Below are 13,281 nucleotides of genomic sequence, written 5' to 3' on the forward strand. Positions count from 1 at the left end.
CTTATGTCATTGAGGAAACGTGTGGTTTTCCCTGCCTGATTAATAGGTTGTTGACGTTCTGCGCTTAACTTCTTTGATTTCACAGATCACCGGTTCACCTTTAATGATTTGGAAAATGATCCGGTAGTCGCCAACCCTCATCCTGAACATACTTTCTTTCCCCTTCAATGGGACGATATCCAACCTGACAGCAGGGAAATTCTCCAGTTCAGTCACCTTTTCACTTATGGCGTTCTGATATCGCTTGTCGATGGTCAGACGTTGTTTCAGCGCTTTCCTTGACCAGATCACCTTTACCATCTGTTTCCTCAGTTTTTAAAGAGCATATCCCTTTGGATAAGTTAATAATAAGATAAAGTATTAGTTCCTGCAATTTTTCTTATTATCTTATCATTCAGTTTATAGCAACATAGAATTTGGTCACATTCATGAAAAGAAAGCCGCTTTCGGTCATCTTTTGCCCATCTCGTTGCTAACAGTAGCGGCAACGCCAGCTGTTGGAGCTCGATGTGCTGAGATCTCAGCCGGTTGCGTGGGTGAAATCGGCAATACTGGCGCGCTGTTCGTCCCCCATCTCTGCTATTCCACATCCTGCACGGCGGTATCGGTGATCAGTGATGCCTGCCGGGCGTCGGCGCATTTCTCCCACCATGCCGGCGTTGTCGTCGGCGCTCCCAGTGTGACGACTTCCCCCAGCATCGGCATGATGATCGGTAACTGTCGCTCTCGCGCCAGTTGGCTGCTGCTGCGCACCGGGTCGGCCCAGTCGTGAAAGGCCAGCGCGAACATACCCCAGTGGATCGGCATGAACTGGCGGGCGCGCACGTCCTGCACCGCCTGCACGGTCTGTTCCGGGTGCATGTGCGAATCCGGCCAGCGGTGGTTGTACTGGCCGTTTTCCATCAACGCCAGATCAAACGGGCCGAAGCGTTCGCCGATATCGCGGAAGTGCTCGCCATAGCCGGAATCACCGCTGAAAAAAATACGCTCCCGCTGCCCCTGAATCACCCAGGACGCCCACAGCGTGGTGTTGCGCCCGGACAAACTGCGGCCGGAAAAGTGGTGCGACGGCGTGGCGGTAAAGGTGATGCCGTTGAGCGTATGGGACTGATACCAGTCCAGTTCCTGAATCCGCTGTGCCGCAATACCCCATTTTTGCAGATGTTCGCCCACTTTCAGCGGGGCGATAAAGCGGGTTGTGGTATCGCGGAAGGCGCGAATGGTCTGCTCGTCAAGATGGTCGTAGTGGTCGTGCGACAGCAGGATGATGTCGATATCCGGCAGCGCTTCGCGCGTCAGCGCCGGCGGCTGAAAACGGCGGAACATAAAGCTGAACGGTGAGACGCTGGCGGAGAACACCGGGTCAGTCAGAATTCGAACGCCATCCAGATTGAGCAGCAGGGTCGAGTGCCCGAACCAGATAAATTTGAGGCGTTCGTCGGCGGCGAGGAACGCATTGAGGTCGGGGGATACCTCCGGCAGCCGTTTGTCCGGCACTCGCCCTTTGCGCTGAAACCCGAGCCGCCACAGCAGCGACAAACTTTGCCACAGGCTCATCCGCGGCGCAGTAGCCGGACGCAGGTTAAAGAAACGCCCGGTTTCGGGAGAATAATGCTTTGCTTGCGGGTCCGCCATAAGGCCTCCGGATCAGTGCAACTGTGGCTACAGGTTATATCAGCGTATGGATATAGATGTGGTGCCAAAAGCGTCAGGATTCAAGGCGTACCCCCATTTTCATCGCGGCCATGCGTTATGGCTGCGCGCCGTCTGCCGGCTGATCGTGCCGGAACATCCGGTCCCAGTGGTTTATCAGCAAAACCGGCTGTTGACGGTATGTTGCAAAATCGCGTCAGGCCGGTTTCTTCACGCCATTGCCGAACGGCGCGATTGTTACGCATTCGTAGCGATAGGTTATTGGTATGGGTAATGGCGGGTGGGCGGTGATGGTGAGATGAGGTGCTGATACCGAAAAAAATAGGGGGCGAAACAGCGCCATAATGTCGATTAAATAAGCATTTTAATCGTTATGTATTTAATTACATAACGAAAATTCGTCTGCCAATACCCATAAAGGGGGTGAATGTACCATTAAAACCGTAATTTTTGATTTTGCTCAAAATCTCCTCGTGGCGTGTTGTTAGATTTCCCGCAACAAAAAAAATACATAAATTTTATAGGGAAAAGCATGCAAGTTAATCGAAGGGGCTTTTTTAAAGTCTGTGCCGGGGGAATGGCTGGGACGACACTCGCTGTCTTAGGGTTTACGCCAACGGAAGCGATGGCATCGGTCCGTCAGTACAAGCTGCTGCGGGCGAAGGAAACGCGCAATAACTGCACTTACTGTTCCGTCGGCTGCGGGCTGCTGATGTATAGCCTGGGCGACGGGGCGAAAAACGCCAAACCCGCCATCTTTCACATCGAAGGGGATCCGGATCATCCGGTCAGTCGCGGCTCGTTATGCCCGAAAGGCGCCGGTCTGGTGGACTACATCCACAGCGAAGGCCGCCTGAAATACCCAGAGTACCGCGCGCCCGGTTCGGACAAATGGCAACGCATCAGTTGGGATGACGCCATTGACCGCATCGCCCGCCTGATGAAAAAAGACCGCGACGCCAATTTCGAGCGCGTCAACGCCAAAGGCGCGCTGGTCAACCGCTGGCTGACCACCGGGATGCTGTGCTCTTCCGCCGCCAGCAATGAAACCGGCATTCTCGACCAGAAGTTCGCCCGTTCGCTGGGGATGGTCGCCATCGATTGCCAGGCCCGCCTGTGCCACGGCCCGACCGTTGCCGCGCTGGCGCCGACCTTTGGCCGCGGGGCGATGACCAACAACTGGGTGGATATTAAAAACGCCAACGTGATTATCGTGATGGGCGGCAACGCAGCGGAAGCGCACCCGGTCGGTTTCAAATGGGCGGTGGAAGCCAAAACCCACAATGATGCCAAACTGATTGTGGTCGATCCGCGCTTCAACCGTTCCGCCGCGGTCGCCGATTTGTACGCGCCGATTCGCGCCGGTTCCGACGCCGCGTTCCTGCTGGGCATCGTCAACTACCTGATTACCCACGACAAGATTCACCACGAGTATGTGAAGTCTTACACCAGCGCCAGCCTGATCGTGCGTGAGGATTTCAGCTTCGACGACGGCCTGTTCAGCGGCTATAACCCACAGACTCGCCAGTATGACAAGAGCAGTTGGCAGTACGAACTAGGGGCGGACGGTTTCGCCAAACGGGATATGACCCTGACCCACCCGCGCTGCGTGTGGAACCTGCTGAAAAAACATGTTTCCCGCTACACGCCGGAGATGGTGACCTCGCTGTGCGGCACGCCGGCGAAAGCCTACGAAGAGATTTGCCAGTCGCTGGCGGATACTTGCGTACCCAACAAAACCGCCACCTTCATGTACGCGCTGGGCTGGACCCACCACACCAACGGCGCGCAGATTATCCGCGCGGCGGCGATGATCCAACTGCTGCTGGGCAACATCGGCATGGCGGGCGGCGGCATCAACGCGCTGCGCGGCCATTCCAACATTCAGGGCTATACCGATCTGGGGCTGCTGAGCCTCAACCTGCCGGGTTACATGCCGCTGCCGTCCGAGAAACAGGGCGATCTGAAAACCTACCTCAGCCAGATCACGCCGGACGCGCTGCTGCCGGATCAGGTGAACTACTGGAAGAACACGCCGAAGTTTTTTATCAGCATGATGAAGAGCTTCTGGGGCGATAACGCGCAGGCGTCCAACAACTGGGGCTATGACTGGCTGCCGAAGTGGGACCGCAGCTATGACGTGATGGTCCAGACGGAACTGATGCTGGACGGCAAAATGAACGGCTACATCGTTCAGGGCTTTAACCCGCTGGCGGCGTTCGCCAACAAAAACAAGGCCACCGCCGCGCTGTCGAAACTGAAATACATGGTGGTGATCGACCCGCTGGCTACCGAAACCTCCACGTTCTGGCAGAACCACGGCGAGTTTAACGACGTGAATTCGGCTGACATTCAGACCGAAGTGTTCCGTCTGCCGTCCAGCTGTTTTGCCGAAGAAAACGGCTCCATCGCCAACTCCGGCCGCTGGCTGCAATGGCACTGGGCCGCGGCCGAGCCGCCGGGTGAAGCGCTGCACGACGGTAAAATCCTCGGTCGGCTGATGATGCGCCTGCGTGAGCTGTACCATGAAGAGGGCGGCGTCTGTCCGGAACCGGTGATGAACATCAACTGGAACTATCAGGACCCGGAAGACCCGACGCCGGAAGAGATCGCCCGCGAAGGTAACGGCATGGCGCTGGCGGACGTGTTTGATGACAAAGGCAATCTGGTGCTGAAAAAAGGCCAACAGCTGTCCGATTTCTCGCAACTGCGCGACGACGGCACTACCGCCAGCTTCTGCTGGATTTACGCCGGTAGCTGGACCGACGTCGGCAACCAGATGGCTAACCGCGACAATACCGACGTCGGTCTGGGCAGCACGCCGGGCTGGGCCTGGTGCTGGCCGCAGAACCGCCGCATTTTGTACAACCGCGCGTCGGCCGATTTGCAGGGCAAACCCTGGGACAGCAAACGCAAGCTGTTGGAATGGAACGGCCAGAAGTGGAAGGGTATCGACGTACCGGACTTCGCCGCCACCGTACCTCCGGGCAAAGACACCATGCCGTTCATCATGCTGCCGGAAGGCGTGGCCCGGCTGTTCTCGCTGGACAAGCTGGCGGACGGCCCGTTCCCGGAGCACTACGAACCGATAGAAACCCCGCTTGGCACCAACCCGCTGCACCCGGCGGTGGTGTCCAACCCGGCGGCGCGCCTGTTCGCGCGCGACGCCAAAACCATGGGCAAGGCGAGCGATTTCCCGTACGTCGCCACCACCTATTCCATTACCGAGCTATTCCGCCACTGGACCAAACACGCGCGGATGAACGCCATCATTCAGCCGGAGCAGTTTGTCGAAATCGGCGAGAACCTGGCGAAAAGCAAAGGAATTCAGGCGGGCGACATGGTGAAAGTGTCCTGCCAGCGCGGTTACATCAAAGCGAAAGCGGTGGTGACCAAGCGCATCAAGACGCTGACCGTGGCCGGGAAAGCGATCGAAACCGTCGGCATTCCCTGTCACTGGGGATTTGAGGGCGCCACGCGCAAGGGATTCCTGGCGAATACCCTGACGCCGAGCGTCGGCGACGCGAACTCGCAAACGCCGGAGTACAAGGCGTTCCTGGTCAATGTGGAAAAGGTGTAAGGGTAAAACGTTATGTCAATGCAATCTCAGGATATTATCCAGCGCTCGGCCACCAGTAGCCTGACGCCGCCGCCACAGGTTCGGGATGATAAAAGCGAAGTCGCCAAACTGATCGACGTCACCACCTGCATCGGCTGTAAAGCCTGTCAGGCGGCCTGTTCCGAATGGAACGACATCCGTGATGACGTCGGTCACAACGCCGGGGTGTACGACAATCCGGCCGATCTGAGCGCCAAATCCTGGACGGTGATGCGCTTCTCCGAAGTGGAAAGCGAAGACCGTCTTGAGTGGCTGATCCGCAAGGACGGCTGTATGCACTGCGCCGAACCGGGCTGCCTGAAAGCCTGCCCATCGGCGGGCGCCATCATTCAGTATGCCAACGGCATCGTCGATTTTCAGTCCGAGCACTGCATCGGTTGCGGCTATTGCATCGCCGGCTGTCCGTTCAACATTCCGCGCTTAAACAAGCAGGATAACCGCGTCTACAAATGCACGCTGTGCGTGGATCGCGTCAGCACCGGACAGGAGCCGGCCTGCGTGAAGACCTGCCCGACCGGCGCCATCCACTTCGGCACCAAGGACGAGATGAAGCAGCTCGCCGCCGAACGTGTCGCGCATCTGCAAAAACGCGGCTACGACCAGGCCGGCCTGTACGACCCGCAGGGCGTCGGCGGCACCCACGTGATGTATGTGTTGCATCATGCGGATAAACCGTCGCTGTACCATAACCTGCCGGACAACCCGAAAATCTCGACGCCGGTCAACCTGTGGAAAGGCATTCTCAAACCGCTTTCGACGCTGGGCTTCGTCGCCACCTTCGCCGGGTTGATGTTCCACTACATCGGCATCGGGCCGAACACGGAAGAGACCGCGCACCCGCATGAAGGGCAACCGCACGAAGGAGAAGATAAGCATGAGTAACCCGAAAATGATTGTGCGCACCAAATTTATTGACCGTGTCTGCCACTGGATTGTGGTGATCAGCTTCTTTATGGTGGCGCTGTCCGGCATCGCGCTGTTTTTCCCGACGCTGCAATGGTTGACGCAGACCTTCGGTACGCCGCAGATGGGACGCATCATGCACCCGTTCTTCGGTATTCTGATTGTGGTGTGTCTGGTGCCGATGTTCTTCCGCTTTGTCGGGCATAACATTCCGAAGCTGCGTGATTTGCCGTGGTTCCTCAACATCATCGAGGTGCTGAAGGGTAATGAGCATGAAGTCGCCGACGTGGGCAAGTACAACCCCGGCCAGAAGATGATGTTCTGGAGCATCATGGGGTTGACGCTGGTGCTGCTGATTACCGGCATCATCATGTGGCGCCCGTACTTCGCGCATCTGTTCCCGATCGACGTGGTGCGTTACGCCATTCTGCTGCACGCCACGGCGGCCATCGTGCTGATCCACGCCATCCTGATTCACATGTACATGGCGTTCTGGGTGCGCGGCTCGATCAAAGGGATGATCGAAGGCAAGGTATCCGAGAAGTGGGCGTTGAAACATCACCCGCGCTGGGCGCGTGATGTGATCGCCAAGGCCAATAAAGACAAGAAATAAGGCTCCCTTCTCGTAGTGCCTTTCATGGCAGGCGAAGGGGTTTCCGGCGTTAAAAACGGTGCTGAGGTGGCCGACTTCGCCGGGTGAGCCGCATGGACGCGGCGAACGCCGAAGGAACCGCGAAGCGGCACTGTTTAGCCCTCAGCCAGTGGTCAAGGAGAGGTGGCGTTTGAGCTCACTCTGTTTCATGTCGTGATAGCTAATCACGACATGAGCAAGATACAACCTCTCCTTGTCGTGCGAGCGGTAATATTACAAAGGAAAGATTGGCTTTACCTCGCACGAAATCATCCACAGTCCAGACGGATAATACCATTCACAAGACATCCAACTGTTTGTCAACAGCCTCTCACATCCCCCCTTGCGGCGATTTGTGATAGTCTGGCGCGTAACGGAATTCAGGGTGGGTGATGCGCCATGTCACTGAAACAGATTGCAAAAACGCTGGGGCTGTCGGTCACTACCGTCAGCCGGGCGCTGAACGGCTACGATGACGTGGCCGCCGAGACGCGTCTGCGGGTGGAAGAGGAGGCGCGACGTCTCGGCTATCGCCCCAATACCTTTGCCCGCCGCCTGAAAATGGGCCGCATTGATGCGGTGGGTCTGGTGTTCCCGTTGCAACCTGCGCCGCTCAGCAATGCCACCTTTATGGAGATGGTGGCGGAGATCAGCCATGAATTGTCGAAGCAGGAGATTGACCTGCTGTTGATCGCCGACGAAGAGCAGTCCGACCACCCTGCGTTTTTGCGCATGATTGAAAGCCGCCGGGTGGATGCGCTGATTGTCGCCCACACCCTGCAACAGGACTCTCGCCTGCAGTATCTGCAATCGATCCGCTTTCCGTTTCTGGCGCTCGGGCGCAGCGACCTGCCGTCGCCCTATGCCTGGTTCGATTTCGACAGTCAGGCCGGCGCCGCGCTCGCCACCCGTCACCTGATCGCGCTCGGCCATCGCTATATCGCCTTTCTTGGCGAACACCACCCGCAGTCGTTCATTGTCCAGCGGCGCGCCGGTTATCTGGACGCGCTGGCCGCCGCCGGTATCGACCGGCGTGACGAATTGCTGCGTCAGGTCGCGCCATCACGGCGGGAAGGATACCAGACCACCTTGCAATGGCTGGCACTGCCGCAGCCGCCCACCGCCATCGTTGTCGACGGCAGTACGCAGGGGGAGGGGGCAGCGCTGGCGTTGCGCGACAGCGGACGCCTGCAGGGCGAGCAGGCGGTATCGCTGATCGTCTATGACGGCCTGCCGGCTGACTCGCTGGTGGAGATACCGGTCACCGCTATTACGCAGGCCACCCGCGCGCAGGTCGGGCAGCAGATCGCCGATATGGTATTTCGCCTGCTGGCGGGAGACGAACCTGCGTCGTTGCAGGTCTTGTGGCAACCGCAATTGCGTGCCGGGCAGACCGATAACCCACCGCCGGCGCAGGCTGGATAGCCGTTCCCGCCGACGCGTTCATATCATCGCTTTCATCGTTCGCTTTTTAACCCGATCACAAAACCAAAACGTTTCGGTTCCTATCCGAAACGTTTCGGAATACAACTAACCTCATCAATCGTTCAGGAGGATGAGGATGGATACGACGCTGATTCGTCTCGCCAGTCCGGCGACGGACGTGATTGTCCGCTGCCGGCCGGCGGCGGAAATACTGTACTGGGGGCCGCATCTGGCGACGTTTTCACCGCAGGATGCCGACAGCCTGTCGCGGCCGGTGGCGAACGGACGGCTGGATGTGGATGTGCCGGTGACGCTGGCGGCGGAAACCGGACGCGGGCTGTTCGGCTCGCCGGGGATCGAAGGTCATCGCAACGGCCTCGACGCCTTTGCGGTGCTGACCACCGTTGAGGTACGGCAACTCGACCCGCAGCAACTGGTTATCGTGGCGGAAGACCCGCAGGCCGGCCTGCGCCTGACCACCGAATTACGGCTGCACGCCGACAGCGGGGTGCTGCAACTGCGTCACTGCCTGACCAACCTGCATCCGGGCGACTGGCAGGTACAGCGGCTGGCGACGACGCTGCCGCTGCCGGAGTCGGCGGCGGAGGTGATGGCGTTTCACGGCCGTTGGGTGCGGGAGTTTCAGCCGCATCGCACCTTGTTGTCGCACGGCAGTCTGGTGCAGGAAAACCGCCGCGGGCGCACGTCGCACGAATATTTTCCGGCGATGATCGGCGGCGAGCCGGGGTTTGCCGAGCAGCATGGTCAGGTGTGGGGCGTACACCTTGGCTGGAGCGGCAATCACCGGCTGCGCGCGGAAGTGAAAACCGACGGCCGGCGGCTGTTGCAGGCGGAGGCGCTCTATCTGCCCGGCGAAATCGCGCTGGCGCAGGGGGAGTCTCTGACCACGCCGTGGCTGTACGCCGCCTATTCCCGGCAGGGGCTGAACGGCATGAGCCAGCAGTTTCACCGGTTTTTGCGTCAGGAGATTATCCGTTTTCCGCACGGTAAGCCGCGCCCGGTGCATCTCAACACCTGGGAAGGGATCTACTTCGAGCATGACCCGGCCTACATCATGCAGATGGCGAGTCAGGCGGCGGCGCTGGGCGTTGAGCGCTTCATTATCGACGATGGCTGGTTTCGCGGCCGCGACCATGACCGCGCCGCGCTCGGCGACTGGTACGTGGACCAACGCAAGTACCCGCAGGGGTTGATGCCGGTGATAAACCATGTGCGTGAACTGGGCATGGAGTTTGGTATCTGGGTGGAGCCGGAGATGGTCAACCCGGATTCCGATCTCTGCCGCGCCCACCCGGACTGGCTGCTGGCGCTGCCCGGCTACGCTCAGCCGAGCGGTCGTTACCAGTACGTGCTCGACCTGTCTAACCCCGAGGTCTTCGATTACCTGCTGGCGCGCCTGAGTTGGCTGTTGGGCGAGCACCCTATCGATTACGTGAAATGGGATATGAACCGCGAGCTGGTGCAATCGGCGCATCAGGGACGGGCGGCGGCCGACCGTCAGACGCAGGCGTTTTACCGTCTGCTCGATGTGCTGGGCGAGCGCTTCCCGCAGGTGGAGTTTGAGTCCTGCGCGTCCGGCGGCGGGCGTATCGATTATGAGGTGCTGCGGCGTTGCCACCGCTTTTGGGCGTCCGACAATAACGACGCGCTGGAGCGGCAGACGATTCAACGCGGTATGAGCTACTTCTTTCCGCCAGAGGTGATGGGGGCGCACATCGGTCATCATCGCTGTCATGCCACCGGACGCCGGCACGGCATTGCCTTTCGCGGCCTGACGGCGCTGTTCGGCCATATGGGCATCGAACTGGATCCGGTGCGCGCCGATGCGCAGGAGCAGGCTGGTTTTCGCCATTACGTGGCGTTGCACCGGCGTTACCGCGCGCTGCTGCACACCGGCTGCCTGTGGCGGGTCGACATGCCGGACGCCTCCACCCAGGTGCAAGGGGTGGTCAGCGCCGATCGGCGTCAGGCGCTGTTTCTGGCGGCGCAACTGGCGATGCCGGATTACGCGCAGGCCGGGGTGCTGCGCTTCCCCGGCCTGGACCCGCAGGCTCGCTATCGGTTGACCGTGGTGGATCATCCTGACCTGAAGCCGGTGATCGAAGGCGGCAGCACCATGCGCCAGTTACCGGCGTGGATGGCGACGCCGGCGGAATACAGCGGTGAATGGCTGATGAAAGCCGGGCTGCGCCTGCCGATCCTCAACCCGGAAACGGCGCTGCTGCTGGCGTTGGAACGTCTGTAATACGGCGGGAGAGGGCGACCTCTCCCCAGTCTGGACCCTCTGAGGATAATAATATGGACATCAGCCACCCGACCCCACGCATCACCACCCACAAACATAATCGTAATTTCTGGATTTTCGGCCTGTTCTTCTTTCTGTACTTCTTCATTATGGCGACTTGCTTTCCGTTTCTGCCGGTCTGGCTGGCGGAAGTGATCGGCCTGAACAAAACCCAGACCGGGGTGGTGTTTTCCGCCATTTCGCTGTTCGCCATTCTGTTTCAGCCGCTGATGGGCGTATTGTCGGACCGGCTGGGGCTGAAAAAACACCTGCTGTGGGTTATCGCCATCTTGCTGTTTTTGTTCGCACCGTTCTTTCTGTATGTGTTTGCGCCGCTGCTCAGGGTCAACAGCCTGCTGGGGGCGATGGCGGGCGGCGTGTATATCGGGCTGGTGTTTTCCGCCGGTTCCGGCGCGGTGGAAGCCTACATTGAGCGCGTCAGCCGCCAGAGCGGTTTCGAGTACGGCAAGGCGCGCATGTTCGGCTGCCTGGGCTGGGGGCTGTGCGCCTCGACGGCGGGCATGTTGTTTAACGTCAACCCGGCGCTGGTGTTCTGGATGGGGTCCGGCGCGGCGGTGATTCTGCTGGTGTTGCTGCTGATAGCCCGTCCCGAGCCGCATCCGACGGCGCAGGTGATGGACGCGCTGGGCGCCAATCAACCGCAAATGACGCTGAAAATGGCGGCCGGGGTATTTGGCGATCGCAAACTGTGGATGTTTGTGCTGTACGTGGTGGGGGTGGCCTGCGTGTATGACGTGTTCGACCAGCAGTTCGCCAACTTCTTCAAATCGTTTTTCGCCACGCCGCAGCAGGGCAATCAGGTATTTGGCTTTGCCACCACGCTTGGCGAACTGGCTAATGCCGTCATCATGTTCTGTTCGCCGTGGATCATCAACCGCATCGGCGCCAAAAACACGTTACTGGTGGCGGGGACGATCATGACGGTACGCATCGTCGGGTCGGCGTTCGCCACCACGGCGGTGGAAGTCGTGGCGTTGAAAATGCTGCATGCGCTGGAGGTGCCGTTCCTGCTGGTGGGCGCGTTCAAGTACATCACCACCACCTTCGACACCCGGCTGTCCGCCACCATCTACCTGATTGGCTTTCAGTTCGCCAAACAGTCGGCGGCGATTTTCCTGTCGGCGATGGCGGGGAATCTGTATGACCGCATCGGTTTTCAGCACACCTATCTGATTCTTGGCGCGATCGCCCTGACGGTGACTATTATCTCGGCGTTCACGCTATCCGGCTCGCGTGCCAATGCGCAGCCCGCGTATCGCACAACGCTATCCTGAAAAAAGACAGGACAAGGTCTGCCGCCTGATGCCGGCCTTGTCCGTACTTTCATCGCGGTGTGCGGGACGCTGCGCAAGCTGCACGAAGTATTGCCGGATACCGGCCAATCAGAGCGCCTAATTCTTAACCGTATTGATGGTCCAGATATCCTGCGACAGTCGGCGGTCCAGCAGGTAGGCGTACGGCATGTAGAAATAGCCGTTCTCCCCCACGTCTTTTCCCCACGAATTTCGGAATTTGAATAGCTGCGTGGCGTTGTCATACCCCACGCACAGCACCGCATGACCGCCTTCCGGTCTGTCCTTGCCGGAGGGCAACGGCACCACCACCGGCAGATTTTTCAAATCAACCCAACTGGAGTACACGGTAAAACCGAACACAAATGGAAAGCCGCAGGCCAGACAGTTTTGCAGGTGCGCCAGGTCCTGATGCAGCCGCTGATAGTTGGTGATGGTATATTTCTGCGCATCCTGATAGCAGCGCGCCGGTGGTTTGGTGGCGGCCGGCGCGCCGGGCGGGAACTCGCCGCCGTCTTCCTGCGGGGGCGTCGCCACGTAGGGCCACTCGTCTTCCGGGCAGACGCCGAGTTTGTGCAGGGTTTTGATACCGTCGCGCAGCATGGCGCCGGAGTCGTGTTTGACGTCTCCTTCAATGGTGCGTTCGTTGTAGTAGATAAATAGCCGGGAAGGCGTGAAGTTCGGCCTTTCACCGATTTTCAACCGGCTGAATTGTACGGCACCCGCCAGCGCGTTAGCGGTACAGGAGCCGATGGGGCCCTGATCGTACACTTCGAACGTCGGGGTCAGGTCTACTTTGGCCGGCAAGACTTTCAGTACGCTTGGGTCCGGCGCGTAGAAATGGTCGCGGATATCCGGGATATCAGGAATGTAGCCCAGCAGGGATTTACGTCTTTTGGTTAGCATGATAATCCACCTCGTGGTCGTAGGGTTCCCGCCCATTGTTGACGATGCGCTTGATACAGCTATCGGAATGGGTTGAGAGATCGTGACCGGCTGATAACCGTCTGTTGCAGGATATGACCCCGGAAAATCCGGCATCGTCCGCCAGCGCCGTTCGCCTGCCGCTGACGGCACAAAATGCGGTTTGCGCCGGTAACACCGTGGTTTGTTTCGTTACATCCTGTTGAATGCGCATCGGCCGCGCGGGCGTTGGTGGTATGCGATGAAATTATCGTGATGAAAGATGGACATAAAGTGACGCAGGTGGCCCGCGCCGATTACGATAAGCCGTCGTCGGAACGCTATGATGAATGCCTCAAACAGGCGGTGCCGGAATTGCGGCAGGGCTGGCTGGAAGAGCATGAGTTCTTACCGGCCGACGTGTTGCGGGCGGAATAGTTGCGGGCGGAATAAACGGAACGCCGTGGCGACAGACCGCTAGCTTGCGCCTTCACCGCTTATGCGGGCGAGCGAGGGCGTTGCAACGCAA

General features: G+C 59.1%; 9 protein-coding genes and 1 pseudogene. 7 read left to right on the forward strand and 3 right to left on the reverse strand.

Annotated features, from left to right (window positions below; all coding sequences use genetic code 11):
* Window positions 1-39: 39 nt before the first annotated feature.
* Together CPA59_RS08115 and CPA59_RS08120 are read right to left on the reverse strand one after the other, a co-directional pair.
* Window positions 40-300: a type II toxin-antitoxin system RelE/ParE family toxin gene (locus tag CPA59_RS08115; protein WP_024105364.1), complete on the reverse strand. Its 261-nt coding sequence runs from the start codon at window positions 298-300 to the stop codon at window positions 40-42.
* Window positions 301-579: 279 nt separating this feature from the next.
* Window positions 580-1,635: an MBL fold metallo-hydrolase gene (locus tag CPA59_RS08120; protein WP_107759044.1), complete on the reverse strand. Its 1,056-nt coding sequence runs from the start codon at window positions 1,633-1,635 to the stop codon at window positions 580-582.
* A 550-nt stretch (window positions 1,636-2,185) separates the two neighbouring features.
* Between CPA59_RS08120 and fdnG the strand changes: the two genes are divergently transcribed.
* The 6 genes from fdnG to CPA59_RS08155 all read left to right on the forward strand — a co-directional run bounded on the left by fdnG (window position 2,186) and on the right by CPA59_RS08155 (window position 11,831).
* Window positions 2,186-5,233: a formate dehydrogenase-N subunit alpha gene (fdnG, locus tag CPA59_RS08130; protein WP_107759045.1), complete on the forward strand. Its 3,048-nt coding sequence runs from the start codon at window positions 2,186-2,188 to the stop codon at window positions 5,231-5,233.
* Window positions 5,234-5,245: 12 nt separating this feature from the next.
* On the forward strand, window positions 5,246-6,154 hold the full coding sequence (gene fdxH / locus CPA59_RS08135; protein WP_042859392.1) for a formate dehydrogenase subunit beta: 909 nt from the start codon (window positions 5,246-5,248) through the stop codon (window positions 6,152-6,154).
* Window positions 6,147-6,788: a formate dehydrogenase-N subunit gamma gene (gene fdnI / locus CPA59_RS08140; RefSeq protein WP_042859393.1), complete on the forward strand. Its 642-nt coding sequence runs from the start codon at window positions 6,147-6,149 to the stop codon at window positions 6,786-6,788. The genes fdxH and fdnI overlap by 8 nt, the downstream gene beginning before the upstream one ends.
* Before the next feature lie 417 nt (window positions 6,789-7,205).
* Window positions 7,206-8,231 carry a LacI family DNA-binding transcriptional regulator gene (locus CPA59_RS08145; protein WP_107759046.1) on the forward strand — a complete coding sequence of 342 codons (1,026 nt, stop codon included), beginning with the start codon at window positions 7,206-7,208 and terminating at the stop codon, window positions 8,229-8,231.
* Between the two features lie 136 nt (window positions 8,232-8,367).
* On the forward strand, window positions 8,368-10,497 hold the full coding sequence (locus CPA59_RS08150) for an alpha-galactosidase (protein WP_107759047.1): 2,130 nt from the start codon (window positions 8,368-8,370) through the stop codon (window positions 10,495-10,497).
* A 53-nt stretch (window positions 10,498-10,550) separates the two neighbouring features.
* A complete protein-coding gene (locus CPA59_RS08155; RefSeq protein ID WP_107759048.1) occupies window positions 10,551-11,831 on the forward strand; it encodes an MFS transporter in 1,281 nt (426 codons plus the stop codon).
* Between the two features lie 117 nt (window positions 11,832-11,948).
* Here the strand turns inward: CPA59_RS08155 and CPA59_RS08160 are convergent, their stop codons facing one another.
* Window positions 11,949-12,755, reverse strand: a complete 807-nt coding sequence (locus tag CPA59_RS08160) for a C1 family peptidase (protein ID WP_038918588.1) — start codon at window positions 12,753-12,755, stop codon at window positions 11,949-11,951.
* A gap of 252 nt (window positions 12,756-13,007) precedes the next feature.
* Between CPA59_RS08160 and CPA59_RS08165 the strand changes: the two are divergent.
* Window positions 13,008-13,190, forward strand: a pseudogene (locus CPA59_RS08165) (ABC transporter); the annotation flags it as partial.
* Window positions 13,191-13,281: the final 91 nt, after the last annotated feature.

It is taken from the genome of Dickeya sp. Secpp 1600, assembly GCF_003049805.1.
Lineage (GTDB): Bacteria > Pseudomonadota > Gammaproteobacteria > Enterobacterales > Enterobacteriaceae > Dickeya > Dickeya fangzhongdai.

Excerpts from the sequence above, each read along its gene's own strand:
- CPA59_RS08120 (WP_107759044.1), bottom strand. The coding sequence starts at position 1,635 with ATGGCGGACCCGCAAGCAAAGCATTATTCTCCCGAAACCGGGCGTTTC.
- CPA59_RS08150 (WP_107759047.1), top strand. The coding sequence starts at position 8,368 with ATGGATACGACGCTGATTCGTCTCGCCAGTCCGGCGACGGACGTGATT.
- fdxH (WP_042859392.1), top strand. The coding sequence starts at position 5,246 with ATGTCAATGCAATCTCAGGATATTATCCAGCGCTCGGCCACCAGTAGC.
- fdnI (WP_042859393.1), top strand. The coding sequence starts at position 6,147 with ATGAGTAACCCGAAAATGATTGTGCGCACCAAATTTATTGACCGTGTC.
- fdnG (WP_107759045.1), top strand. The coding sequence starts at position 2,186 with ATGCAAGTTAATCGAAGGGGCTTTTTTAAAGTCTGTGCCGGGGGAATG.
- CPA59_RS08115 (WP_024105364.1), bottom strand. The coding sequence starts at position 300 with ATGGTAAAGGTGATCTGGTCAAGGAAAGCGCTGAAACAACGTCTGACC.
- CPA59_RS08155 (WP_107759048.1), top strand. The coding sequence starts at position 10,551 with ATGGACATCAGCCACCCGACCCCACGCATCACCACCCACAAACATAAT.
- CPA59_RS08145 (WP_107759046.1), top strand. The coding sequence starts at position 7,206 with ATGTCACTGAAACAGATTGCAAAAACGCTGGGGCTGTCGGTCACTACC.
- CPA59_RS08160 (WP_038918588.1), bottom strand. The coding sequence starts at position 12,755 with ATGCTAACCAAAAGACGTAAATCCCTGCTGGGCTACATTCCTGATATC.